24 protein-coding genes are annotated in these 26,073 nt (G+C 41.3%); 12 read left to right on the top strand and 12 right to left on the bottom strand.

Features of this window, described 5'->3' with window-relative positions:
• Window positions 1-311: 311 nt before the first annotated feature.
• Window positions 312-1,673: an alkaline phosphatase gene (locus QUF49_RS01235; protein ID WP_289493944.1), complete on the top strand. Its 1,362-nt coding sequence runs from the start codon at window positions 312-314 to the stop codon at window positions 1,671-1,673.
• 80 nt (window positions 1,674-1,753) lie between these two features.
• Window positions 1,754-2,425: a DUF4352 domain-containing protein gene (locus tag QUF49_RS01230; RefSeq protein WP_289493943.1), complete on the top strand. Its 672-nt coding sequence runs from the start codon at window positions 1,754-1,756 to the stop codon at window positions 2,423-2,425.
• A 147-nt stretch (window positions 2,426-2,572) separates the two neighbouring features.
• Here the strand turns inward: QUF49_RS01230 and opuFB are convergent, their stop codons facing one another.
• Both opuFB and QUF49_RS01220 read right to left on the bottom strand, forming a co-directional pair.
• Window positions 2,573-4,087, bottom strand: a complete 1,515-nt coding sequence (gene opuFB / locus QUF49_RS01225) for an osmoprotectant update ABC transporter permease/substrate-binding subunit OpuFB (RefSeq protein ID WP_289493942.1) — start codon at window positions 4,085-4,087, stop codon at window positions 2,573-2,575.
• On the bottom strand, window positions 4,080-5,051 hold the full coding sequence (locus QUF49_RS01220) for an ABC transporter ATP-binding protein (RefSeq protein WP_289493941.1): 972 nt from the start codon (window positions 5,049-5,051) through the stop codon (window positions 4,080-4,082). The genes opuFB and QUF49_RS01220 overlap by 8 nt, the downstream gene beginning before the upstream one ends.
• 407 nt (window positions 5,052-5,458) lie before the next feature.
• Here QUF49_RS01220 and QUF49_RS01215 point away from each other — a divergent pair, with 407 nt between their 5' ends.
• Together QUF49_RS01215 and QUF49_RS01210 are read left to right on the top strand one after the other, a co-directional pair.
• Window positions 5,459-6,157 (top strand): queuosine precursor transporter, encoded by a 699-nt coding sequence (locus QUF49_RS01215; RefSeq protein WP_289493940.1) that lies wholly within the window; start codon window positions 5,459-5,461, stop codon window positions 6,155-6,157.
• A gap of 220 nt (window positions 6,158-6,377) precedes the next feature.
• Window positions 6,378-7,205 carry a glycerophosphodiester phosphodiesterase gene (locus QUF49_RS01210; protein ID WP_289493939.1) on the top strand — a complete coding sequence of 276 codons (828 nt, stop codon included), beginning with the start codon at window positions 6,378-6,380 and terminating at the stop codon, window positions 7,203-7,205.
• Window positions 7,206-7,262: 57 nt separating this feature from the next.
• Here QUF49_RS01210 and QUF49_RS01205 read toward each other — a convergent pair whose 3' ends face one another.
• Together QUF49_RS01205 and QUF49_RS01200 are read right to left on the bottom strand one after the other, a co-directional pair.
• A complete protein-coding gene (locus QUF49_RS01205) occupies window positions 7,263-7,763 on the bottom strand; it encodes a hypothetical protein (protein ID WP_289493938.1) in 501 nt (166 codons plus the stop codon).
• Window positions 7,764-7,850: 87 nt separating this feature from the next.
• Entirely contained in the window at window positions 7,851-8,348 is a 498-nt protein-coding gene (locus tag QUF49_RS01200) for a Crp/Fnr family transcriptional regulator (protein ID WP_289493937.1), read from the bottom strand.
• A gap of 94 nt (window positions 8,349-8,442) precedes the next feature.
• On the opposite strand from QUF49_RS01200, the gene QUF49_RS01195 reads away from it, so the two are divergent.
• Together QUF49_RS01195 and QUF49_RS01190 are read left to right on the top strand one after the other, a co-directional pair.
• Window positions 8,443-8,580 (top strand): hypothetical protein, encoded by a 138-nt coding sequence (locus tag QUF49_RS01195; protein ID WP_289493936.1) that lies wholly within the window; start codon window positions 8,443-8,445, stop codon window positions 8,578-8,580.
• A gap of 67 nt (window positions 8,581-8,647) precedes the next feature.
• The gene (locus QUF49_RS01190; RefSeq protein ID WP_289493935.1) at window positions 8,648-9,592 is read left to right on the top strand and encodes an AEC family transporter; all 945 of its coding nucleotides are present in this window, start codon (window positions 8,648-8,650) and stop codon (window positions 9,590-9,592) included.
• On the opposite strand, the gene QUF49_RS01185 is transcribed toward QUF49_RS01190, so the two are convergent.
• Window positions 9,569-10,534, bottom strand: a complete 966-nt coding sequence (locus QUF49_RS01185; RefSeq protein ID WP_289493934.1) for a YbgA family protein — start codon at window positions 10,532-10,534, stop codon at window positions 9,569-9,571. The genes QUF49_RS01190 and QUF49_RS01185 overlap by 24 nt on opposite strands.
• Before the next feature lie 98 nt (window positions 10,535-10,632).
• Here QUF49_RS01185 and QUF49_RS01180 point away from each other — a divergent pair, with 98 nt between their 5' ends.
• Complete coding sequence (locus tag QUF49_RS01180; protein WP_289493933.1) at window positions 10,633-11,094, top strand: NUDIX hydrolase; 462 nt, start codon at window positions 10,633-10,635, stop codon at window positions 11,092-11,094.
• Here QUF49_RS01180 and QUF49_RS01175 read toward each other — a convergent pair whose 3' ends face one another.
• A complete protein-coding gene (locus QUF49_RS01175; RefSeq protein ID WP_289493932.1) occupies window positions 11,095-11,967 on the bottom strand; it encodes a GNAT family N-acetyltransferase in 873 nt (290 codons plus the stop codon).
• A gap of 159 nt (window positions 11,968-12,126) precedes the next feature.
• On the opposite strand from QUF49_RS01175, the gene trhA reads away from it, so the two are divergent.
• Together trhA and QUF49_RS01165 are read left to right on the top strand one after the other, a co-directional pair.
• Window positions 12,127-12,765 carry a PAQR family membrane homeostasis protein TrhA gene (gene trhA, locus QUF49_RS01170; RefSeq protein ID WP_289493931.1) on the top strand — a complete coding sequence of 213 codons (639 nt, stop codon included), beginning with the start codon at window positions 12,127-12,129 and terminating at the stop codon, window positions 12,763-12,765.
• 90 nt (window positions 12,766-12,855) lie between these two features.
• Window positions 12,856-13,341, top strand: a complete 486-nt coding sequence (locus QUF49_RS01165) for an 8-oxo-dGTP diphosphatase (protein WP_289493930.1) — start codon at window positions 12,856-12,858, stop codon at window positions 13,339-13,341.
• A 238-nt stretch (window positions 13,342-13,579) separates the two neighbouring features.
• Here QUF49_RS01165 and QUF49_RS01160 read toward each other — a convergent pair whose 3' ends face one another.
• From QUF49_RS01160 to QUF49_RS01135, 6 genes are all read right to left on the bottom strand, one after another.
• Complete coding sequence (locus QUF49_RS01160) at window positions 13,580-14,683, bottom strand: M24 family metallopeptidase (RefSeq protein ID WP_289493929.1); 1,104 nt, start codon at window positions 14,681-14,683, stop codon at window positions 13,580-13,582.
• Between the two features lie 317 nt (window positions 14,684-15,000).
• Complete coding sequence (locus tag QUF49_RS01155) at window positions 15,001-16,383, bottom strand: glycine--tRNA ligase (protein WP_289493928.1); 1,383 nt, start codon at window positions 16,381-16,383, stop codon at window positions 15,001-15,003.
• 341 nt (window positions 16,384-16,724) lie between these two features.
• Window positions 16,725-17,681, bottom strand: a complete 957-nt coding sequence (locus QUF49_RS01150) for an aminoimidazole riboside kinase (RefSeq protein ID WP_289497558.1) — start codon at window positions 17,679-17,681, stop codon at window positions 16,725-16,727.
• Between the two features lie 59 nt (window positions 17,682-17,740).
• Window positions 17,741-18,238 carry a PTS sugar transporter subunit IIA gene (locus QUF49_RS01145; protein WP_289493927.1) on the bottom strand — a complete coding sequence of 166 codons (498 nt, stop codon included), beginning with the start codon at window positions 18,236-18,238 and terminating at the stop codon, window positions 17,741-17,743.
• A gap of 59 nt (window positions 18,239-18,297) precedes the next feature.
• Window positions 18,298-18,462 (bottom strand): hypothetical protein, encoded by a 165-nt coding sequence (locus QUF49_RS01140; protein WP_289493926.1) that lies wholly within the window; start codon window positions 18,460-18,462, stop codon window positions 18,298-18,300.
• A 201-nt stretch (window positions 18,463-18,663) separates the two neighbouring features.
• A complete protein-coding gene (locus tag QUF49_RS01135) occupies window positions 18,664-21,036 on the bottom strand; it encodes a M14 family zinc carboxypeptidase (RefSeq protein WP_289493925.1) in 2,373 nt (790 codons plus the stop codon).
• 795 nt (window positions 21,037-21,831) lie between these two features.
• Here QUF49_RS01135 and QUF49_RS01130 point away from each other — a divergent pair.
• The 3 genes from QUF49_RS01130 (at window position 21,832) to QUF49_RS01120 (ending at window position 26,034) form a co-directional block, all read left to right on the top strand.
• Window positions 21,832-23,493, top strand: coding sequence for a PTS transporter subunit IIBC (locus QUF49_RS01130; protein WP_289493924.1), 1,662 nt, complete (start codon window positions 21,832-21,834; stop codon window positions 23,491-23,493).
• Window positions 23,494-23,496: 3 nt separating this feature from the next.
• A complete protein-coding gene (locus QUF49_RS01125) occupies window positions 23,497-24,300 on the top strand; it encodes an endonuclease/exonuclease/phosphatase family protein (protein WP_289493923.1) in 804 nt (267 codons plus the stop codon).
• Window positions 24,301-24,369: 69 nt separating this feature from the next.
• Window positions 24,370-26,034 carry a glycoside hydrolase family 13 protein gene (locus QUF49_RS01120; RefSeq protein WP_289493922.1) on the top strand — a complete coding sequence of 555 codons (1,665 nt, stop codon included), beginning with the start codon at window positions 24,370-24,372 and terminating at the stop codon, window positions 26,032-26,034.
• Window positions 26,035-26,073 lie beyond the last annotated feature (39 nt).

The raw sequence follows: 26,073 nt of genomic DNA, 5'->3' as shown, positions 1-26,073 counted from the left end.
GAAGTTCTGAGTTACAGCCTCTTTTTTTTGTTTTCTCTGCATACATAAACAGTTAGATAGACATCGCCCTCAATATCCAAGGTAATTCGATTTATATCCGCGTATTAATGAAATATATCCGCACATAAAAATTTTTATCCGATTTTCGACAAACAACACAGCATACTCACCTCAAAGCCCTCTTCAAACAGCATCAACAAACAAATCTCCCTTTTATTTACAAAACCTTTACATTCTCATAACCCAACTGAAATGTTATGCGAGTATAATTTCTTCCTGTAAGACAACTACGAAAACAACAGGAGGCTATTATGGCTATTTCAAAAAAAGTTCTATCCGTTGCAATGGCATCAACACTTGCTATAAGCAGTTTAGCTATAAATCAGGCATCAGCTGATGATAAGAATAAAAATGAAATTCGAAATGTAATCTTCTTGATCGGTGATGGTATGGGGCCAACTTACACGTCGGCTTACCGTGCATATAAAGATGATAAAAAAACTCCTATGATGGAGGACACTGCATTTGATAAGTATTTAGTAGGGATGCAATCCACTTATTCTCACGATAAAAAAGAGAGCGTAACCGATTCTGCCGCAGCAGCTACTTCAATGTCTGCAGGAATCAAAACTTACAACGGTGCAATCGCAGTTGATATGGAAAAACAAGATGTAAAAACAGTCTTAGAACAAGCTAAAGAAAATGGAAAATCAACTGGTTTAGTCGCTACATCTCAAATCAATCACGCTACACCAGCTGCATTCGGTGCGCATGATGAATCTCGTGAAAATTACAACCAAATCGCAGATGATTATTACGATGATATGGTAAATGGCAAGCATAAGGTTGACGTTATTTTAGGTGGCGGTACTAGCTATTTTGAACGTAAAGACCGCAACATTACTAAAGAATTCCAAAAAGATGGATACTCTTACGTTACAGATCGTGACCAAATGCTTAAAGATGACAACGAACAAGTTCTAGGCTTATTTGCTCCAAAAGAGCTTGACAAAAAAATCGACCGTCCAAAAGAGCAGCCATCCCTAAAAGAGATGACAAACTCTGCATTAGACCGTTTAAATAAAAATGATGATGGTTTCTTCCTTATGGTTGAAGGAAGCCAAATTGACTGGGCAGGTCATGACAACGATGTTGTTGCAGGAATGAGTGAAATGGAAGACTTTGAACAAGCTTTCCAATCAGCTATCGAATTTGCTAAAAAGGACAAGCACACACTTGTTATCACAACAGCTGACCATTCAACAGGCGGTATGACAATGGGACGTGACGGTGAATACAAGTGGGATCCTACTGATATTAAGGCAGCAAAGAAAACACCTGACTATATTGCAAAAGAAATCGCAAAAGGTGCACCAGTAGAAGAAACTTTAAAGAAATATATTGACCTTGAATTAACACCTGAAGAAGTTCAATCTGTTAAAGATGCAAAAGAAAAAAGCGGTGATGTTTTAGAAATCGATAACGCCATCGAAAAAATCTTTGATCTTCGTACAGGAACAGGCTGGACAACAGACGGGCATACTGGTGAAGATGTAAACGTCTATGCTTATGGACCTGGAATGGAGAATTTCACTGGAAAGATCGACAACACGGATACAGCAAAAGAAATCTTCGCTATTTTAGAGAAAACCAAGTCTGCCGCAAAGAAATAATCTTCATAACAATAGGATAATCTAACAAAAAAAGCATCCCGTTCTTATAGCGGGGTGCTTATCTTTTAGGAGGTACCTTTATGGCTTTCAAACGCTGGATATTGCTTGGATTAACAGCTGTCATTTTTACGGGCTGTTCAACTGATACAGAAAAACAAGAAAATAAAAATGAAACACAGCAGAATGAACCAAAACAAGAAACACCATCAAAGAATGAAGAAGAACTCTCATTTAACGACAGTTCACAGGCTTCTGACGATACAGAGCTAACAGAGATCAACAAAAAGGTTGAAGACCAAGATGGAACCGTCACACTAAAAAAGTACGCAAAATTGGATGAAGAACAAAAATCAGATTTAATCTCTCTTACGATCGCTGAAGTAAAAGTGCTTGATTACGCACCTTCCGTTGATCTGATTGATTTCTTCCATGGCTATACGGAAAAAGATAAATTCCCGTATGTTCGAGTCAACGTAAGAATTAAAAATAACGGGAAAGAAAACGCTCATTTTAATCCTGTTTCAGAGATTAAAACAGACCAAGGTGAAACAGTAACGTGGGAGGATGACTTTTATTTAGAAAAACTGAACGGCGAGATAAAACCTGGCGAAGAGAAAGTCGGCAGCCTAGGCATTATCCTCGATGAAACCGATCCAGAAAAACTGAAAAACTTAACAATCACATCCAGTGAAGTCATCAATGATAAGAAAAAGAAGATAGCAGATCCACTTACGTTTAAAGTAGATTTCTAAACAAAAACCATCCATGCAGTCCACAACTGCTTTGGATGGTTTATTTTCCGGGAAATTTTTTGTCGAAATTTAGGCTGGCTGTGTTGCTTTCTTGCTCTTGAAAGGATTTATCCGTTCGAGGGTACTTTCTTTTTCCATGAGCTTTAATTAAAGCAGCCCTTCCTTCTCTAAGAAATCTTTAGCCACTTCCTCAGGTGACATTCCTTCAACGTTCACCTTGTAATTCATTTCGCGCATTTCATCGTCTGTAATTTTTCCTGCGAGTTTATTTAAGACTTCCTTTAACTCTGGGTGCTTCTCTACCGTTTCTTTACGCAGCATTGGTGCACCTTGATACGGCGGGAACAGATTTTTATCATCCTCTAAAACAACTAAGTTAAATTGTCGCAGCTCGCTGTCTGTCGAGTATGCATCCACCACATCGATTTCTCCCTTTTTCACCGCGTTGTACCTTAGTTTTGGTTCCATCGTCCTGACATTTGCAAACTGAATATCATATAGCTTTTGGATTCCTTTGTAGCCATCTTCCCGATCGGAAAATTCTAGTGTGAACCCTGCATTCATACTTTGACTAACGCTCTTTAAGTCGGAAATGGTTTTCAAGTTGTATTCCTTTGCTGCTTGCTGTGGAACGGCAAGCGCATACGTATTGTTATATTTCATTGGACTTAGAAGCTGCATATCAAACTTGGCTTCCATTCCTTTTCTGGCTTGTTCATATACTTTTTCGCTGTCTGTACTTGTTGCATTTTCCTTTAAAAATTCGGCGATTGCTGTACCTGTAAATTCTGGATAGATATCAATACTTCCTGATTTTAAAGCATTAAACACAAAGGAAGTTTTACCAAGTCCGGGCTTTAGTTCAACATTTAAATCCGTTTCTTCCTCAATTAAGAGCTTATACATATTGATCAGGATTTCCGGCTCAGATCCTAGCTTACCGCCTATAACGATATCTTCTTGTCCGCCTTTCATGGCAAAAGGAACGATAATAATCAGTATAGCCGCTGCCATAAATACGCCTACCGTTGTTAGTGCTCGCTTAAAAGAAAGAAGCTCAAATCTTCTTAGCAGAAAATCAAATAAAATAGCTAGCAAGGCAGCTGGGACTGCTCCAAGCACGATCAGCATCGTGTTATTACGGTCAATACCAAGCAAGATGATATCACCCAATCCACCTGCTCCGATTAATGCAGCAAGCGTTGCCGTACCAATAATCAGGACCATGGACGTTCGAATTCCTGCCATAATAACAGGCATAGCTAAAGGAAGCTCCACCTTCATCAGCCTTTTCCTAGCGTTCATCCCCATCGCTCGCGCCGCTTCGATTAATGAGGAATCGACTTCTTTGATCCCTGTATACGTATTTCTTAAAATAGGCAGCAATGCGTATACGACAAGTGCAATAATCGCAGGAACCTTACCAATCCCGAACAGTGGTATCAAGAGCCCTAGAAGTGCAAGTGAAGGTATCGTCTGCAACACGGCTGTCACCCCGATGATAGGTTCAGCCACTTTTGGTTTCTTCGTTAAATAGATTCCAAGAGGTATTGAAATAACCACAGCAAATAGAAGAGCGATAAACGAAATTTGAATATGCTCTACTAGCGCACTTGCGAGTTCCCCTTTTCGATCTTGAAAGACTTGCACAAAACTATTCATCTCTGCTACCCCTTTCCTGCAAATGATCTGCAAGATATTGAATAACAGCCTGTCTGTTAAGTGTTCCTATGATCGCACCATGATCTTCAACAGTCACTTCTTCTTCACGTGTTAAGATATCGAGCGCATCTTTAATACTCGTTTTTACTGAGATGCAATGTAATTGATAATCTAAACCAATTTCATCAGCGCTTAATGGTCTCACAAGCTTTGTAAGATCCATTTTTTCCACAGAACTCACACTATCAGTTCCTACAAAATTTCTTACAAATTCATCTGCAGGGTTTTCGAGCAGCTCTTCTGGTGTTCCGACTTGTACGATAGAGCCTTCATTCATTACACAGATCCGATCTCCAAGCTTCATAGCTTCTTTCATATCATGAGTCACGAAAACAATGGTCTTTTTAATATTTCTTTGTAAGTTAAAAAGATCTTCCTGAAGTTTTTCTCTGCTTATTGGATCGAGTGCACTAAAAGGCTCATCCATAAGAATAATGTTAGGATCCGCTGCTAATGCACGTACGACACCCACTCGCTGCTGCTGTCCGCCAGAAAGTTCTTTAGGTTTACGATTTCGATACGTTTTAGGATCTAAGCCCACCATTTCTAGAAGCTCGTCCACTCTTTTACGAATTCTCTCTTTGTCCCATCCTTTTAACTCAGGAACGATACTGATGTTTTCTAAGATCGTCATATGAGGAAATAGAGCGATCTGCTGAAGAACATATCCGATGTTCCAGCGCAGCTCATCAATTTTGTAATCACTGATTCTCTTATTATCGATTGTAATCGTGCCTTTAGTTAGACTAATAAGCCGATTGATCATCTTAAGCATCGTCGTTTTCCCGCATCCGCTCGGACCAATAACTACAAAAAATTCCCCTGGTTGTATCGTAAGGTTCAAATCACGAACGGCAGCCGTTCCATCTGGATATTCTTTAGAAACATTTTCAAAAGTAATCATTCACCTGCTCCTTAGTGTGCTGTATCTTATACGTTTTTTTAAAAAGTGATTGTTGCTTTCAAACCTCTGGATTTATTTCTTCTGTGACAGTTGATTGGAGTGCAAGGTGCGAGACTCCTGCGGGACAGGCGGGTAGGTGAGACACTTATACGTGAAACGTACAAATGTGGCTCACCGCCTGCCCCGCGGAAAGCGAGCACCTGAAACGGAAATCAACCACTTCCAATAACAACAATCCACATACACTATGTATTTCACAAAGAAAGAGAAAGTAAACTATACAGAGATCATATATTTATCCGGTTTATTGATTAATTACAAAAACTGACTTATAATTGGGAACTGTTGTGTTAAATGTTTTTCGCGGTTCGAAAACTCCCGCGTTATCAAAACTAGGAGGAATTTTTATGTTTAATTTTTATTTTGGTGTAGCTTTTGCACTTGTTAATTTTATATTGTTTCTTACGTGCTATAAGTGGTTTGGAAAAGCCGGTTTATTTGCTTGGATCGCTGCAGCTTCGATTCTAGCTAATTTACAAGTCGTTAAAACGATTGAGCTGTTTGGTCTCGTTATGACTCTTGGTAACGTCATATACGGCACCATCTATTTAGCGACAGACTTAATCAATGAAAAGTACGGGGAAAAAGAAGCGAAAAAAGCGGTATGGTTCGGGTTCTTCACCCTTATCATGACTACGATCATCATGCAGATGGTGCTCGTATTTCAACCGCATGAAAGTGATATCTTCCAGCCGCATCTTGAAGCAATCTTTGGTTTTATGCCTCGATTAGTAATCGGCAGTCTAGCTGCATACCTAATCAGTCAATATCTTGACGTAAAACTGTTTGCAAAGTTGAAGGAAAAGTTTTCACGACCTGATCAGCTTTGGATTCGTAACAACGGTAGTACGATGGTAAGTCAGCTGATCGATACGTTCATCTTTTGTACAATAGCTTTTGCTGGCGTGTTTTCATGGGACGTTTGGATGCAAATCTTCTTCACGACATATGTGATTAAATTTGTTGTGTCGGCTGCTTCTACACCATTTATCTATATTGCAAGAGGCTTCAAACATCCAGAAGAAACTCAAAAACCAGGCGTTTAATGCCTGGTTTTTTTGTTTTTTTACAGTACTGACACTTAATTCACACTCTTTTTACAGAAGGGCTGTTTATTAAGATATCCCCTCATATAGACCTTTTTTTCTTTAAAATACTCGGGAACTTCTGACCATTCTTTCCCTATTTCTCTTTGTTAGCATAATGATTGTAAGCTTGCTTGTTGCATGAGGCAAGCAAGTTCACTATCAAACAACGACAGAGGGGATGAATGACATGATTAAGAAAACCGCAGTTGCATCAATACTTTCAATGGGGATAATCAGTTCGATCTATACGACTACAACCCTAGCTTACGAGCCATCTGATCAAGTTCAAACAGTCGCACACCGCGGTGCTGCTGGATATGCACCTGAGAATACGATGGCAGCTTTTCATAAAGGTGTTGAAATGAAAGCTGATTACATTGAAATTGATGTGCAGGAAACAAAAGATGGCGAACTTGTTGTTATTCATGATGTTACGCTAGACCGCACAACGAACGGAACAGGATATGTGAAAAATCATACACTTCAAGAGATTCGTCAACTTGACGCAGGCAGCTATTTTGGAGAAGAATTTGCAGGAGAAAAAGTTCCTACTTTTGAAGAGGTGCTAGATGAATTCCGCGGAAAATCTGGTATTTTAATTGAATTAAAAGCAACGTATTATTATCCTGGTATTGAAGAAAAAGTAGCTGCTGCTCTTAAAGAACGCAACATGCACCTACCTGCTCATGATAAGATTATCATTCAATCCTTTGAGTTTGATTCAATGCAACGAATGGATAAGCTTCTGCCTCAAGTACCTGTAGGTGTTCTAACTTCACGAGCAACAGACTTAAGTGAAGCCAAACTAAGCGAATTTGCTGCATATGCTGAATTTGTGAACCCAAGCAGAACCCTTGTTAACTCCTCTATCGTTGATGAAGTTCACGAGCGCCACATGGGGATCATGGCTTGGACCGTTCGAAAACAAGAAGAAGTTCAACCACTTTTAGATGCAGGTGTAGATGGCATTATTACTGATTATCCAGATTACACGCCTAGACATTAAGCTAATTAATCTTAAAAAGTGTTGAGGCAAACGATTTTGTCTCAACACTTTTAGTTATTACTTATAACTCGCCAAAACCTCATCCAACTTAGCTGATTTTTCACCTAGCTTGCTGTTGATTTTTTCATTGATGCTTAGCCATTGATTCATCTTCTCTAAAGCAAGCTTTTCGTTATCTGATTTCATCGCTTCATGCATTGCTTTTTTCGTTTCGTGCGCTTGCTTTTGTAATGCTCTTAAGTCTTGATGAATTTTTTTCATGTCCTGCCAATTTACTTTGTTACCTGTTCTTTTCTCTTGTGCTCCCTTTTCTCCAGCTTTTACATGCTGTGTAAAAAGTTTATCTTTCTTCTGAAGAATTTCCTTCTGAATCTCTAATCGCTCAATTTTTAGAGCATTTGCTTTATGAACCTGCTCTTCAAAATTTTTCATATGTCTAAAATGGTGACCTTTATGCTGAGCTTCTACTTGTACCTTTTCTTGGTTTGCAGCAGAAACCGTAACAACACCACTTGTTAAAACAGAAAATGCTAGGGCTAACGGGATAAATTTTTTCATGCCTTTCACTCCTTTAGTTTTATACATGTATCTTTTGTTAAAAGAGCAAAAATCTTACGTTCATATGTATGTAAATTCTTTGACATTTCAATTCAGCTTTTTTAAAGCCCGGTTGACAGTCTCTCTTCTCAAACCAACAAACTGTCCGATTTCTTCTTGAGCCAGTATTTTTTCGATGTGAACTTCGGGAAAATAATGGCTGAACCAACTTTTAAGTTTCAGCACTTTTCCTTCTGGAGTCAACGTGGACATTTGATTGATCCGCTGCTGCATCATTCTTAATTTCGTTTCTAACAAAAGTGCAACTTCTTTAAACTTCCAAGGATTTTCCTCTAATGACTGATACCATTGTTTAGGATCAATCACTGTTATCTCAGAAGGTAAAACCGCAAGGGCCGTGCCGTTATACTCTTTTTGACTCGTTAGAGAATGGTGCGGAATGATTTCTCCTGGAACGATTAAGTTCAACAGAACCTGGCTGCCATCTTCATGAACGCGAACAATCTTTAACAATCCTTTATCAAGCTTAAATAATGGCCCCTCTTCACCTTGTCTAAATAAAGTTTCTCCTTTTGCAATCAACATGTAAAACCACCTCTTTCTTTGAAAAAAGCTCTTTTCTAAAGGATTGTTGCTTCGGCTTTTTCTTTCTCATCATTTGCAAGTTGATTGAAGTGCAATGTGCGAGACTCCTGGGCGACGAGCGGGGCAGGTGGAGACTCCTAATGGCGCAAAGCGGCAGGATGCTCACCGCACGCCCCCCGGAAAGCGAGCATCTGGAACGGAAATCAACCTCTTTCAAAACAACAAAGCTTAGCACTAAAAATCACTTTCACCCAATTCACTATTAAACCATACCCTTTTAAGTAAGGAGGGGATGATAGATGAACCATTTTGGTCCCTTTATTCAAGAGTTAACCCTATTGTACAGCATCGCGTTATTAGGTTATATCCTTCGCAAAAAAGAGATCTTACCGCCTGGCAGTGAAAAAACAATAACGGCTATTATCTTGAATGTCACGCTGCCTGCTCTTATTTTATTTGGCATGGACGTTCCTTTTTCCTTTGATAATATTAAACAGTTCGTATGGCTTTCAATGATGTCGGCTTTTGTTTTAATCGTATCGTCAATCGTCTCGTGGTGGACGGTAAAGAAATTGAACACTGAAACAAAGCAAAAAAATGCCTTAGAAGGCATCATGATTTTTGGAAACCAAGGCTTTCTAGGCATTGCTGTCAGTTTTTTATTGTTTGGAAAAGAAGGTGTTTTCATTGCGACTCTTTTTAACTTTGTCTATTTATTAGTCATTTGGACGTACGCAATCTATCTCTTTGCCAGGAACTCGGAAACCGTTCAATGGCGAAAAGTGTTCTTAAACGCTGGCGTAACGTCCACATTAGTCGGCTTTGTTCTCATGCTTCTGCCAGGAACACTGCCCGCGGTATTATCGAGCACACTTGAAATGACAGGAAAGCCTACTGTTCCTCTATCCATGCTGCTGATTGGTATTCTTTTAGGCAGCATGCCGATCCAAAAACTGAGAAGCTATTGCAGCAACATACATTTATGGCTAGCTAGCTTCTATAAGTTGGTTTTCTTTCCGGTTCTGTTATTGCCATTTGCTCTGTTTTCACTGCCTTTTCAACTTTTTGCTGTTGCCGTTTTGACTGCAGGTATGCCTTCAGCTCCAACCATCTCGATGTATGCAGAGAGATATGGTGAAGATGCGTCGTTTGCGGCTGCAGGTGTTGCATTAAGTACGATTCTTTCCTTCCTTACCATTCCAGCACTCTATTGGCTTGTTCTAGTAATCTCTTCCCTTACCTGAATCTGAAATCTCTAGCAGAATCTCGGGATACGGTGCAAAAAAGGTTTGTCCAAGAATTTCGCTGTCTTCAAATCGGATCGCGTGCGACTTCAAGATCGTAGCGACACTAGAGAACGGCTCTTTTTTGTCTGCGTACTTTTGAAGAAGCTGTTCAAAAAATGCGACTTCTCCTTGAGATAGCCTGTCTTCGAACCGCTTAAAGATTTCATACGCGACTTTTCGGTTTGAATCGCTTCTTGCCGCACGGTTAAAAAGTTTATTCATCGCTTTTGCATACAATTGAATCGTTCGTTCTTCCCCATTCTCTTGCTCGTTCTTCAAGATACGGTTCATCACTTTTAGTGTAGGATTGCTATACGCCATAAAGAGGAACTGATTTTTGTTATGAAATGTTTTTATTGCTTCTAGTCCTTGTGGAAGTATGTTTCGAAAAGCGGCTAGCGTAAATAGCTTTGTATAAAAACGGTCTCGAATCGTAAAATTATTTAACCGTCCTTCTTCTTCAATCGCTAAATGTGAAAAGAGCTCGGCCACTTTTCCGCCGAATAAACCGCTCGAATGACCGATCGCCGGCCCTTTTTCTGTAGAAGCATACACTTTCACTTCTTTTAAGCCGCAAGAAGGTGAACGCGTTTTTAAAATAAATCCATCAGTATCAATGATTTTAGATAAATAACCTTCTGAGAACATTTTCATCTCGTTCGTTACATCTCGTTGAGTAGAAGGCTGAAGAAGGAAGTGATCCTCCCCTTTTTTCACGATACGGATGGTTTCTCGCGGTGTTCCGAGTCCGATTTCAACCTCTGGACAAACAGGAACAAAATCAACATAGTCCATTAACTTTTTGATCACATCATTATAAATCACATCACCGTTATAACGGCATGCGTCAAATTCAAGACATTTACTTACAACTACACGAGGTCTAGCAAAGGCTTCCATTCCAAAACTCCCCTCAATCATTCTGTTATCATTGTTCCACTTTTAGATGAATTATTAACATATGTTCTGTAAAATGTTGGTTAGGAAGGAGCGATTTAATGGCTTATTATGAAGATCTGCGCAAATATGTAGGAAGTGCACCGCTCATCTTACCAGGGTCTGTTGTCATTATTAAAAACGATAGAGAAGAAATTCTGCTGCAGCACCGGAAAGATGGTGGCTGGGGGCTGCCTGGCGGTTTGATGGAACTTGGAGAAAGCTTTGAAGAAACGGCTGTTCGTGAAGTGAAAGAAGAAACTGGGCTCGATATAGACGGTTTAACCCAGCTTCACGTTTATTCTGGTAAAGATCACTATCTGCAAACGCCGAATGGTGATGAATTATATGCAGTAACTGCCGTTTATACGGCAAGTTCTGTTTCGGGTGAACTGTGCATCGATGAAGATGAATCGTTCGATTTTCAGTACTTTGCAGCAGATCAGCTGCCCGAAGGCACTTTAGCAGGTGCTAAAAGATACATAAGAGATTATCTTTATCAAAGAGACAGAGTCTGCCGGTAATCAAGCCGGAGATTCTGTTCTTTTTTGATCAAACTTCAGCTCAACATAATCACATACAGGCTGGTATCCGATATTTTGATAGATTTTATTAGAAGTTGGGTTGGCGAGATCGGTATACAGCGTGCAAAATTCAAAACCTTCTTGCAGCAGGAGGTCGCTTAATGACGCGACAAGAGCACTCGCATATCCTCTGCCCCTCAAGTCACGTGGTGTATAAACGAGATTAACAGAAACCCCTTTAATATTCGGCCGTGTCTTCGCTGCCATGGAGACAGGGCGGCCATCTTCTTCCCATATAAAAAGAAATTCATTTTCTAATCGAGCTCTCGCATACTCTTCTGCTTCATCAAATGTCATGAGCTGGTTTGTTTCTTCTGTCATCTCCAAAATCCATTGTGGCAAGAACGTTAAGTCAGCTTGTGTTGCTTTTCGCAACTTCCCGGGACGTGCCGCTTGCTGTATGACGGACTGCAGCGTATACAATCTGAGATCCATCAACACTTTTTCTTCTAATGAATGTGCTTTCGTCCACTCTTCACTGAACGCTTTTCCTACCGCTTTAGGTGACATAATTTTATGAATGGCAAAGTCTTCTCTTATTAAGTATTGAACTAAATGCGGGACAGCTGCCACACCTTCTGCTTCCTCTTTTTCGAGAAGCAACAAGGCATACGGTGGAATGAGCATCGCTGCGAGCATGATTTCCCCGCCTTTTTTTACCGTTGCCAAAAAAGGCTTTTCCTCTTCCCACACTTTATCTTTAAACCGCAAACTGTTGCCAAGCATGATTCCCGCTCGGTCTTCCTGATTCAATAAGAAAGACTCTACATCAGCGTAAAAAGCAGGAATGGACGAGTAGCGCGTTACCTCCATGATCATGACCCTCTCTTTATCTATAAAGTCTATAATCTTACCTATTTCAATTCTGCAGAAAAATATTCCTTCTTTTTTAACAAAATCTTAAAGTCTTTAATTGGTTAAAGGATACCTTTTTCTGATATACTTACTGTAACGTAAAGGAAGGTGAACGGAATGAGTACACATGTATTTTCAAAACGCGAAGAGATAGCAAATGCGATCACACACGGACTCGGTGTCCTTCTGAGTGTTGCCGTTACTTCTATTCTGCTCGTATTTGCAGTATGGAAAGGAACAGCTGTTCATATTGTTAGCTTCGCGGTATTCGGAGGAACGATGCTGGCTCTTTATACAGCTTCTACCCTCGTGCACGCTTTTCCTAAAGGACGGGTTAAAGATTTATTTGAGATTATGGACCACGCAGCCATCTATCTTTTTATCGCGGGAACGTATACCCCGATCGTACTGATCGTTGTAGGCGGGGCGCTCGGCTGGACACTATTCGGCGTCGTTTGGGGACTTGCGATCTCTGGCGTTGTATTTAAAGTCTTTTTCACGAAAAAATTTGTGGTGTTATCAACATTAGGTTATGTAGCGATGGGCTGGCTGATTACGTTTGCTTTTCAAGACATCTCAGCAAACATGCCGCCAGAAGGGATTCAGCTGCTTGTAGCCGGCGGAATCATCTACACGCTCGGCAGTATCTTTTATGTATGGCGCAGCTTTCCATTTCACCACGCAGTTTGGCACCTGTTTGTGCTAGCCGGCAGTGTGATGCATTTTCTTATGATGTTTTATGTGCTTCCACTATAATAAAAAAACTTTTGAAGAGCAGAAACGATGTCTGCTCTTTTTTTGTTACCACAATGTTAAAATTGGTATAAACGGTATTGAGAGGATTTTATGTTAAATCAACTAAAGACAATCGATAATCGCCTTTATACGATGTGCATGGTTCAACACGAAGATAAAGTGCTACTGATAAAGCGGCCTGACAGCCGTGGTTTCCCTGGCTTTTTGGCACCTGGCGGTAAGGTCGATTTCCCTGAAAGCTTAGTAGAGTGCGCTATTAGAGAAGTAAAGGAAGAAACGGGATTAACCGTTTCTAACCTTATATATAAAGGGATCGATGAGTATGTAAATCCACAAGAGAATGTTAGGTACATGGTGTTTAACTATTGGACAGATACGTTTGAAGGTGAGCTTTTGTTGGATCCACCAGAAGGAGAACTGGTTTGGGTTTCGCTGAATGAAGCACTGAATCTCCCAATGCAGGATTGGTTTAAAGAAAGATTTCCGTTGTTCTTTGAAGAAGGTACATTTGAGATTCAACGAGTGTGGGATGCGAAAAGAGAACAACAAGAAGTAGTAAAGATCAGGAACACTTAAATTGCGCATATCGGATGTCGTAATATGTCTGAATTTGTAGACTCGCGGATATATAGCTAAAACTCGCGGGTTTATCTTTAATTCTCGCGGGATTACGGCCGAATCTCGCGGGATTATGAAGCGAATTTCAGGGATTATGAGTTTGGAATAGAGATATTCTTAGCCTTTAGGGTTAAATAATACTTCATGCATAGCAAAAGGATGGCCCAAAAACGTGGACCATCCTTTTTTAACGTTTTTATTTAATAATCTGCAGCTCTTTCGGGTATTTCGTCAATGTTTCATGTCCATCTGCAGTTACATATACGTCGTCTTCAATACGTACGCCGCCAACATCATCAATATAGATGCCTGGTTCGATCGTATACGTCATTCCTTCACGCAACACGCCGTCATTGTTATCGCTCATGGACGGGAACTCGTGAACATCGATTCCAAGACCGTGTCCGATACGATGCGGGAAGTGATCTCCGTAACCCGCTTCCGTAATGTGGTTGCGCGCGATCACATCAAGGTCACCAATGCGCGTTCCCGGCTTAGATGCTTCTAAAGCTTTCAACTGAGCCTGCAGCACAGTATCGTATATCTCATGGCGCTTTTCATCCAGATCGCCAAACGCTACAGTACGCGTGATGTCTGAGCAATAGCCATCAAGGACAACACCTAGATCAAACAATACGAAGTCGCCATGCTGAAGCTTTCTTAATCCAGGCTTACCATGAGGCTGTCCAGCTTTTTCACCGAATAACACCATCGTAGAAAACGACATCGCGCTGATGCCTTTTTGCTTCAGTTCGTATTCGATCTTCGCGAGTACTTCCATCTCAGTTACACCCTCACGAAGTGCTGCAACTCCTACTTCAACCCCATAGTCTGCAAGTCTCGCTGCTTCACGCAACGTCTTTAACTCGCTCTCTTCTTTTATGAGACGAAGCTCGTTCAACAATTCTTCTGCACCGACCAAGCTCGCACTCTCAAACATGCCAAGAAGCTTCTCACCACGAGCATAAGGAAGTGTTTCTTTTTCAACAGCTACTGAAGAAGCAGAGGTAACACCACGGCTCGCCAAAGCTTCTTGAACCTTCGCCCAAGGGTCTTCAGAATCACTGTACCCAACGATCTCATACGTCCAGCCAGCGCCTTTCGCTTGTGAACGCTCCATTCCTGGACAAACCATGAATGGCTCGCCATGTGCTAACACCACAACACCTAACACGCGCTCATGCGGATCTGTGTAAAGTCCTGATAAGTAGAACACGTTTGCTGTCGTGTGAATGAACGCGAAAGTATGCCCCTCTTGCTTTAACCAGTTTTGTACCTTTTGAATACGTCCTTCGTTCATGTATATACCTCCACTAAAAGCCCGAGGGCTATAAATTAATCTCTCATACTCTATTGTAGAATAAACGCCACAGAAAAAACAGAAGCACACATCGCAAGAAGCAAATGTGTGCTTAATATTAAGCTTTTAGATCTTTGAAGCTTCATTGAAAAGTTGATTGGAGTGTAAGGTGGGAGACTCCTGGGGGATCAGCGGGACAGGTGAGACTCCTAAGTGCGCAAAGCGCAGAGGAGGCTCACCGCACGCCCCCCGGAAAGCGAGCACCTGAAACGGAAATCAACCACTCACAAAAGCAACTCTGAATCACAAGTTTTTAATTAAAACTGAACTTTCTCCTCAATAAAGCTCTTCAAATCTGCAATCTTCACTCGCGTTTGTTCCATCGTGTCACGGTCACGTACTGTAACCATGCCATCTTCTTTAGAGTCAAAATCGTATGTGATACAGAACGGTGTACCTACTTCATCTTGACGGCGGTAACGTTTACCGATTGATCCCGTTTCGTCGTAATCTACATTGAAGTCTTTAGCAAGTGAACTAAACACTTCTGTTGCTTCTTCAGAAAGCTTCTTAGATAACGGCAAAATCGCTGCTTTATAAGGCGCAAGTGCCGGATGCAAGTGCATAACTGTTCTTGATGTACCATCTTCCAACTGCTCATCTTCATAAGCATCGATCAAGAACGCAAGTGTTACACGGTCAGCACCTAGAGAAGGCTCGATGCAATACGGAATGTAGCGCTCGTTTGTTTCTTGGTCGATGTAGTTAAAGTCTTCACCTGAGAATTCCATGTGACGCTTCAGATCGAAGTCTGTACGGGATGCAACACCCCAAAGCTCGCCCCAGCCGAAAGGGAATTTGTACTCAAAGTCAGTCGTTGCATTTGAGTAGTGAGAAAGCTCATCTTCGTTATGGTCGCGCAGACGAAGATTTTCTGATGTCATACCTAGTGACTTCAGCCAGTTTTCAGCTGTATCTTTCCAATAGTTAAACCACTCGATCTCGCTACCTGGCTTACAGAAGAACTCGAGCTCCATCTGTTCGAACTCACGTGTACGGAACGTGAAGTTACCAGGCGTGATCTCGTTACGGAAGCTCTTCCCGATCTGTGCGATACCGAACGGCAGCTTTTTACGCATTGTACGCTGAACATTTTTGAAGTTAACGAAAATACCTTGAGCCGTTTCGGGACGCATGTAGATCTCGTTTGAGCTGGATTCAGTTACACCTTGGTGCGTTTTGAACATCAAGTTGAACTGACGGATGCTTGTGAAGTCATGGCTTCCACACTCAGGGCAAGCGATGTTGTACTCTTTTACGAGTTCTTCCATCTTTTCAAAAGGAAGACCGTCAACGATAATCTCTTTTCCTGCTTGATCAGCTGCGTCTTCAATTAATTTATCAGCACGGTGACGCGCTTTACAGTTCTTACAATCCATCATCGGATCGTTGAAGTTGCCGATGTGTCCAGATGCTTCCCACGTACGAGGGTTCATGAGGATCGCTGCATCAAGACCTACGTTGTAAGGTGATTCTTGAACGAATTTTTTCCACCAAGCTTTTTTTACGTTGTTCTTCAGCTCAACACCAAGCGGACCGTAATCCCACGTGTTTGCAAGACCTCCGTATATTTCAGATCCTGGAAAGACAAAGCCGCGATGTTTCGCATGATTTGTGATGGTTTCCATGTTTTTTGACATTTTTATTCCTCCCATTCGGATTTTGCCTTATGGATCAGGTTGGTTTTTTATGAAAAATAAAAAACTCCCGTCCCAAGGCGCTATGCCCAGGGACGAGAGTTGTATCTCCCGCGGTTCCACCCTAGTTGATCCGTATGTAAAAACGAATCCTCTTTTCAAAAGCAACTCCGGATTGCCGTTTCACTAATGTCTTCTACTGGGCTTACACCGTCCCCAGCTCGCTTTAAGAAGTGTTTCACTAGCTACTATACTTCCTTCACCGTTGCGTATCATCTTTTATAATAAAATAATATTACCAAAAAACGAAAACATTAGTCAAAATATTTTCCTATTATATGCGCTTATTGCTTGTTTTGTGCAAGCTCTTTTTCTACCTGCTCCGAAGTAGGCAGAGCTGTCATCGCACCTTTTACCGAAACAGCAAGAGCTCCAGAAACACTTCCGAAGAGCGCCATGTCACTCGCTTCATCAAGTGTAAGTTCTTCAAGCGTGCCATTAAATTCATTCAAGCAATGAAGAATGCCTGATACAAAAGCGTCACCCGCTCCCGTTGTATCAACAGCGGAAACACGTTTAGCTGGAATATACTCTCCGCCTTCTTTCGTCACCACGTAACTGCCGTCATCTCCGAGTGTAATAAACAGAAGCGGAATCTCATACTGCTGAAGCACCTTAATGCCTTCCTCGACCTTTTTTAATCCTGTAATAAATTCGAGCTCCTCTTCTGAGATCTTCACAATGTCCGCGTGCTGCAGCATCGATAGAATCGTCTCACGTGCCTGCGCCGGCGTCTTCCATAGTGAGAGTCTGAGGTTTGGATCGTATGAAACCCACATGCCGTTTTCCTTAGCGAGTCTGACTGCCTTTTCAGTAGCACTCTTAGATGGCTCACCGATTAAAGAGATGGACCCAAAATGAAGGATCTTGTGATCTTTAAACAGGCTAGGCTGAACATCTTTTTCTTCTAAAAAACGGTCTGCGCTAGGATTGATATAAAAGTCAAAAGAACGCTCTCCGTTTTCTCCTAATGTCACAAAAACAGCACCTGTTCTTACCTCTTCTGTTTTGTACACATGAAACGCGTTCACACCATAACTCTTTAATGTATCAATCATGAATGATCCTAGCACATCGTCCCCTACTTTTCCTAAAAAAGTAGATGCAGATCCTAATCGTGCAACACCTACAGCCACATTGGCAGGCGCACCGCCAGGACTTTTCTGGTATGTCGTGTTCGTTTCGTCGGTTGGAATAAAATCAACAAGTGCTTCTCCTAAAGAAATAACTCCTTTTTTCATCATAGCCTCCCCCTTTTCAATATGGAAAAAATCAGGCATGGGTAGCCTGATTTCATCTATTATTTCATTTTAATCTGCAATAATGAGGTTTCACCTTTTGTAGCATCAGATGCTGCACGCTTGTCTAAAGATTCTACCGCATCACCATTTGTGATAACGATTGGCGTAACAGTGCTAGCCGCTTTTTCTTTAATTAAGTCCAGGTCAAAGCTGAGTAGCTTGTCTCCTGCTTTTACTTTATCCCCTACATTCACATGACCTTCAAAGCCTTCTCCGTTCATGCTCACCGTTTCAAGACCAACGTGAATAAGGATTTCTGCTCCAGCTTCAGATTGAATACCGATGGCATGCTTTGTGTGGAAAAACTGAACAATTTCCCCATCTACAGGTGAAACAACGACGCCTTCGGTTGGCTCTATCGCAATACCGTCGCCCATCATCTTTTGAGCGAAAGTCGGGTCTGGAACCTCTTCAATGTTTACAATTTTTCCTGTTAACGGAGCAATAACCGTCTCTTCTTTTTTCACTTCTTTTTTTCCAAATAATTTATTGAACATATCTTTTCACTCACCTTTCAGTTTGCTTTACTTTTATAATTTACACCTGTCCGACCGCTTTAAAACATTTGAGCTTTAATTGGGCATTTTTCGTGTTGCTCTTGAAAGTGGTTGATTTCCGTTCCAGGTTGCTTCGCTTTCCGGGGGGCGTGCGTTGAGCCTCCTCGTCGCTTTGCGACCTTAGGAGTCTCAACTGTCCCGCTAATCCCCCAGGAGTCTCGCACCTTGCACTACAATCAACTTGTCAAGGAAGCAAAAAATGAACCAAAAAGCCATTTAGACACGTACTTTCTGATACAAAGAAAGACCAAAGAGCTAGAAACGAATTCATTTCAATGCTCTTCAGGTCTTTTTTAATTGAATAGGGCAAACTTTCCCTATAAAAGTAATGCAGTGCTTATCTTATTGTCAATTAGAAAGGCTCTTTATTGATAAAGCGCATTGGATAACAAACGGAACAGATAATCTGTGTGATCACGGAACCCAGCTTCAAGTCCAATCAGCGTCACATCTTTGCCAGTTTCTTCTACGATCACCGCTTGCCCTGCAGCTTGTTCGTTACCTTTCCAGTGACCCGCAACAAAGAAGTCGCCAGAAGCTAAAGTCGCTACAGATTTCGCATTGCCTAACTCCGTAAACCATACCGGCCTGTAAACAAAGCCTAGGTCAGCTGTATTGTAACCCGTTGTTACTTCATCTTTTTCGTTATTCACCTTTACGATTCCGTTGCTGTTCGCATTGCCTGTGTTGACTTTCACAGACGTTATTCCGAGCTGACTTGAAGCTTTAGCCCCGCCAGCACCTACAGCAATGTATTTTCCACCGTTATTAATGAATGTTTGTACATTTGTCTTAAAGCTTTCATATGCTGGTTTGCTGCCGACCACGAACGGTTTATTTGCCTCTCTTACATTTTCGTATTGCAGCAATGCATCCGTTCCTGAATAAAGGAACGCATCGAACTGAGATAGTCCTTTCTCCGCAACTTCTGTTGGTGTTACTTCTGTTACAGAAAAGCCTAGACGGTCAAGCGCCAGTTTCGTACCAGCGTGGCTTTGTGCTTTATTCATGCCGCCATCTTTTAAAATGGCAACTTTAAGTGATGATAGTTTTTCTTTTTGAGCTGGCATTTTAGCAGTTTCTAATGAGATGCCAGATTTCTTTACAAGTGTTTTATTCGATGCTGATAAAGTCTCTACATAGAAATGTTCATCATTGCCTTTATAAACACTTTCACCCGCTTTTACTAAATCATTCACCAATTTCACAGCCTGTACAGAGCTGTTTGAAATAACATACGGCCCTTTACCGTTTATAGAACCTGCATAGTCCGCTTCTTTTACAGGAGCTGTTTTCGCTTTTAGTTCTTCCTTTACCTCAATCGCTTCAAAGCCCCAAAGCTCTGGCAGACTCCATGCTGAAATGTCGTACATCGCAGGTGTATCGTTCGTGATATCTTCTCCGTCCCATAACATCGTGTTAGCAAGACCCGCTTTCGCTTGGCTCATATCAACGATGTATGTCCCTGCCGGATAGGTTTGCCCATTTGCTGAAAAAGCTTTCGTTGCTTTTTCTACAGAAATATCGTTTTCAAGAAAGTGGTTCACTGCTTTTTCAGTAACAGTTGGATCCTTTTCATTCACCGGAAGCACATAGGCATTCGGGAAAAATCCTTCTTCATGGTACGGATGGTCAAAGTTTATACCACGTTCGAAAATCTCAATCTGATCCGTCAGCATACCTTGTTTATTATCTGTTGCAAATTTTAACGCACCCATAACCGCGTCATTTGCCCATCTCACACCGTCCCAGCTGTTTGTCGGTGCTTCAAGCGTATATCCGTATGCTCCGTGATACATCGCATACATCGGTGTAAAGATCGGCGGATAGTCGTCCCAACCAGCACTGTCATCACGCTGAGGGATATAGGTTCCTGTCATATTCTTATAATGATCAGATTCATAGTTTGTTTTATTTCCAACAATCTCGCTTTCCATCGCCTCAGCCTGATCTAGAGCCCATTTGGAAAACAAGTCGTACTCATAGTTCGGATTATGTGGCGGTGTACATGGCTCGATAAGGCCAGGTTTGCCGTCAGAACTGTTCACATATCCGTGCAGATCAAGAAAGACCATCGGATTCCATTCAGTAATAAGGTCAACGGTCTGCTTCGTTTCTTCTTGAGACTGTGTAATGAAATCACGGTTCAAGTCGATGCCGTTCCCGTTAAAGCGTGTCCCATCTACACGGCCATCTGGGTTTGCTACTACATTAAAGATAAGAATGTTACTTTTAAGAATATTATTCGTCTCTGCATCATTATCGTTCGCGAAACGATCAATCAACTGAAGAACAGCATCAGATCCTATGTATTCCGTTCCATGAATTGATCCGTTAATCATAACCGGCACCTTAAAGTCAGGGTTCTCAGCAATCCAATCTTGAGCCTTTTGAGGATTTTTGAACATTTGCTTGCGAAGCTTTTTGTTATGTCCGTATTTCCCCTTGTCTTCTGGGTTTGAGATCGTCACGACATACATAGGATAACCATCAGAAGAAGTACCCCTTTGCTCTAAGGTCACACGCTTGCTTTCTTTTTCAAACTTTTGAAGAATCTCACCAATCTTTGAGTATTTTACAAAATCATAATGCTCTGAGTTAAATGGGCTGCCATCAGCCTCTTCATAGGCATTAACATTCGTCCATTGTTTTTGAGGTGCTTCCGCTGTTACCGCGTAAGGCATCGATGCGAGCAAACTTACACTCAACGCACCAGCTATCCAATTTTTCTTTTTCATTTGTTTCTCCCCTTCCTCAACCAGAAAATAATTATACTTATAATTGAATAATTATTCAATAACCTTTCGTTATCTTCCTTCCACACTTCATATTCCACAGTTCATTTGTTATGCCTCTTTCTAATTTGCGCATGTATAAAAATAAGTAATTATTCATAGTTCTTTACTCACATAAAGCGTTTTAAAATAATTTACAAGTAGGAGGATGTGCCACCAGGGTTTACCTCTTTACCATCCGAAAATGCGCTCGTTTCACCTGAGAACCGCACCCCACAGCCTCTGCTAAGACTTTTAGGAGATATAAATGCACTTGAGATCATCAAGGTCAGAGAACCTGCTCCGAGAAATGAGTGTTATCTACTATTCGAGCTTTTTTTGCGGTACGTGTTCTTATATTTGTTACACGTTCGCCGCTAAAGTGGTGTTAACCACCTGAGATGTGCTCCGTTCCACCCGCGATTCCCTCACTACCACCTAAAAATGCGCTCGTTCCACCTGAGAACCTCACCGCACCGCCTCTACCTTATAAAACTCACTCAATGCGAAGCAACTTCCCACACTAGCACCATGAATCCTCCTTTAATACCTCTCACGAAATCACACTGGAAAAACTTTTATATATTTTTTAATCAATATCACTTGTAAATGAAACCGTTTTATTTTACAATCACTAATGCAAACGATTGCACCGACATGCATATACAAATATGTAAGCGATTCATAATTTTTTTGCAATCTATTGAATGCGATTTCAAAAAATCAACAAAAGATATATACTTAAAGGAGGAAATCGTTTTGAAACAACGTGGAAAACTCATTTCATTTGATTTCTGGCAAAAGCTAGGTAAAGCGCTTCTTGTAGTAGTAGCGGTTATGCCAGCTGCCGGTTTGATGATATCACTAGGTAAAGTTATTGCTATGTTTGGTGGCGACATGACTTTAGTGCAAACGATTGCCCGTGTTATGGAAGACATCGGGTGGGCGATCATTACAAATCTGCACATTTTATTCGCCGTAGCTATTGGGGGATCTTGGGCTAAAGAACGTGCTGGCGGTGCTTTTGCGGCTGTCATCGCATTTATCCTGATCAACCGCATCACTGGTGCGATCTTCGGTGTTAATAGCGCTATGATGCTTGAAGAAGGGGCGAAAGTTAAATCCCTTTTTGGCTCTGAACTGATTGTTGGTGACTATTTCACATCAATTCTTGGAGCACCTGCTCTTAATATGGGTGTTTTCGTCGGTATCATTTCCGGTTTCCTGGGTGCGATACTATTCAACAAATATTACAACTACAATAAGCTTCCGAATGCATTAGCATTCTTTAACGGAAAACGTTTTGTACCATTTGCTGTTATTTTATGGTCAGTGGTTACAGCACTCGTTCTTGCATTGGTTTGGCCATTTATTCAGGGACTGTTAAATGACTTTGGTAAATGGATTGCAACATCTCGCAACACGGCTCCTGTTATCGCGCCATTCGTGTTTGGTACACTAGAGCGTCTATTATTGCCGTTCGGTCTTCACCACATGTTAACGGTGCCGATCAACTATACAGAGCTTGGCGGTACGTACCAAATCATGACTGGGTCAGGTGCAGGTTCTTCTGTAGCTGGACAAGATCCACTATGGTTAGCTTGGATCAATGATCTTAACAACTTCTTAGCTGCTGGAGATACAAAAGCGTATCAAGCCCTTCTTAATGATGTTGTACCTGCTCGTTTTAAAATGGGACAAGTAGTTCTTTCAACAGCTTCACTTGTAGCGATCGCTCTTGCGATGTACATGAACGTTGATAAAGACAAGCGTAAAAAGTATAAGTCTATGTTCTTATCTGCAGCACTAGCTGTTTTCTTAACAGGTGTTACAGAGCCGATTGAATTCATGTTCATGTTTGCTGCACCACTGCTTTATGTTGTGTATGCAATTACGACTGGTCTTGCGTTCGCTGTAGCGGATCTGATCCACGTTCGTGTTCACGCATTCGGTTTTATCGAGCTTCTTACTCGTACACCATTGCTTGTAAAAGCAGGATTAACTCGTGACTTAATCAACTTTGCACTAACATGTATCGTATTCTTTGGATTAAACTTCTCGATTTTCTATGTATTGATCAAAAAGTTCAACCTGCCTACTCCAGGTCGTGCGGGTAACTATATTGAAACAACTGAAAACGATGCTGCACCAGCTAAAAAGGAAGCAGCAACAGGCTCAGACAACTCTCAAGCTTCAGCGATCATCACGCTTTTAGGTGGAGCTGACAACATTGAAGACGTTGACGCATGTATGACTCGCCTTCGTGTAACGGTTAAAGACACAACTGGCGTTGGTACAGAAAAAGAGTGGAAAGAAAACGGTGCACTTGGTCTGATCATTAAAGATAAAGGTGTTCAAGCGATTTACGGACCAAAAGCTGACGTATTAAAATCTGATATTCAAGATCGTTTGGGGATGTAATTCATGAAGCTATTAACGTTAAACGTTCATGCTTGGCAGGAAGAGAACCAGATGGAAAAATTAGAGATGCTTGCTCGCGATATCGCGAGTGAGCGTTATGATGTTATCGCACTTCAAGAGGTCATGCAGTCGATTGACGCTCCTGTTGTGAATGGCAACATTAAACAAAACAATTATGCATTGGTGTTAATTCAGCTGTTACAGGAACTTGGCGTTAATGATTATGATTTCGTTTGGGATATGGCTCACTATGGTTTTGAAACGTTTGAAGAAGGTTTAGCCATTTTAAGCCGTCATCCAATTAAGTCAAACGAAAGTTTTTTTGTTACAGAACTTCAGGACATGAACAACTGGAAAACAAGAAAAATCATTTCAGCAGTGGTTTCTTATCATGGAAAAGAACTTAACTTCTTCTCTGGCCACTTTGGCTGGTGGGACGATGAAATAGCACCATTTAAAGAACAAATTGACGCATTTTTTAAGCATATGCCAGAAAGCGGATTATCCTTTTTAATGGGCGATTTAAACAATGATGCTAACGTGAGAGACGAAGGGTTTGATTATGTAAAATCAAACGGCTTTTACGATACGTATGAATTGGCTAAAGAAAAAGATGATGGAATAACCATCAAAGGCGCAATCGCCGGCTGGAATCAAAACGGTAAAAACGACGGACGAAGAATTGATTACATTTTATGCAGCAAACCGCTCAACGTAAAAAGTTCTTATGTTCGATTTAATGGAAAAGAAACGCCGGTGGTCTCCGATCACGCTGGTGTAGCCGTGAATTTAGAATTAGAAAATTAACAGACAATGGGGAGCCGTTTAACGGTATCCCCTGCCCTGTTGTAAAAGAGAAAACATGGAGGTAACATTATGGAAAAAGTTTGGTGGAAAGAAGCCGTTGGCTATCAAATTTACCCTCGCAGCTTCCAAGACTCAAATGGAGATGGAATCGGGGATTTAAAAGGAATCATTCAGCGTCTGGATTACATTAAAGACCTTGGCATCGACGTGATCTGGATCTGCCCGATGTACAAATCTCCAAACGATGATAACGGATATGACATCTCTGATTACCAGGACATCATGGATGACTTCGGAACGATGGAAGACTTTGATCTTTTGATGGAAGAAGTTCATAAGCGTGGTATGAAGCTAATCATCGACCTTGTTCTTAACCATACAAGTGACGAACATCAATGGTTCATCGAGTCTCGTTCTTCTAAAGACAATCCTAAACGTGATTGGTACATTTGGAGAGACGGTAAAGACGGCAAAGAACCGAACAACTGGGAAAGCATCTTCTCAGGATCTGCATGGCAATATGACGAAAAGACAGATCAATATTACCTGCATGTTTTCTCAACAAAACAACCAGACGTAAACTGGGAAAACCCCGAAGTTCGCGAAGCTCTTTATGACACGGTTAACTGGTGGCTTGATAAAGGAATCGATGGTTTCCGTATAGATGCGATCAGCCATATAAAGAAGCGCGAAGGTTTTCCTGACATGCCGAATCCGAAAAACGAAAAGTATGTTTCTTCATTTGACATGCACATGAACCAAAAAGGCATCCACACGTTTTTACAAGAGTTCAAAGACCGCACATATGCGAACTATGATGTAATGACAGTTGGTGAAGCAAACGGAGTTAAGATTGATGAAGCAGACCTTTGGGTAGGTAAAGAAAACGGAAAGATGGACATGATCTTCCAATTCGAACACCTTGGCCTTTGGGATGCAGAAACGAATCCAGAGGTGGATATCGTTGAATTGAAAAAAGTATTGTCTCGCTGGCAGAAAGGCCTTGAAAAAGAAGGCTGGAATGCTCTTTTCATCGAAAACCATGACAAACCACGTGTTGTTTCCACTTGGGGGAATGACGAGGAATATTGGTTTGAAAGTGCAACAAGCTTTGGTGCGATGTATTTCTTGATGCAAGGAACACCTTTCATCTATCAAGGTCAGGAAATCGGTATGACGAACGTTCAGTTTGATTCGATTGAAGACTATGATGATGTGGCTGATAAAAACCGCTATCGCATCAAGCGTGAAGAAGGCGTTTCACACGAAGACATCATGTCTGTTATATGGTCATCATCTCGTGACAACAGCCGTACTCCGATGCAGTGGACCAGCGATGTAAACGCAGGTTTCACTACTGGCACACCGTGGATGAAAGTTAATCCAAACTACACTGAGATTAACGTTGAGAAGCAGGAACAAGACGAAAAATCTGTTCTAAGCTTTTACAAAAAGATGATCTCTTTAAAGAAGAAAAACGAAGTCTTCACGTATGGAACGTATGATTTGATTCTTGAAGAAGACAAGCAAATCTATGCCTATACACGAACTTTAGGAGAAGAAAAAGTAGTTGTGATCACAAACCTTTCCAAGCAAGTTGCAGCTTTTGATTCAACACTTACGTTGAACGCTCAGAATCTGCTATTAGCGAATAAAGAAGTAGCAGCTCATGGAGATCTTACTAGCTTCACGCTTCAGCCATACGAAGCTCGCGTATATCGCGTTCAAGCTTAAATAATAAAAACGTGCTTTCCAAAGATGGAGAGCACGTTT

Origin of the sequence: Fictibacillus sp. b24, assembly GCF_030348825.1 — a bacterium.
Classification (GTDB): Bacteria; Bacillota; Bacilli; order Bacillales; family Fictibacillaceae; genus Fictibacillus.
Note: the sequence above shows the minus strand (reverse complement) of the source record. Positions and strands in the feature narration are given on the sequence as shown.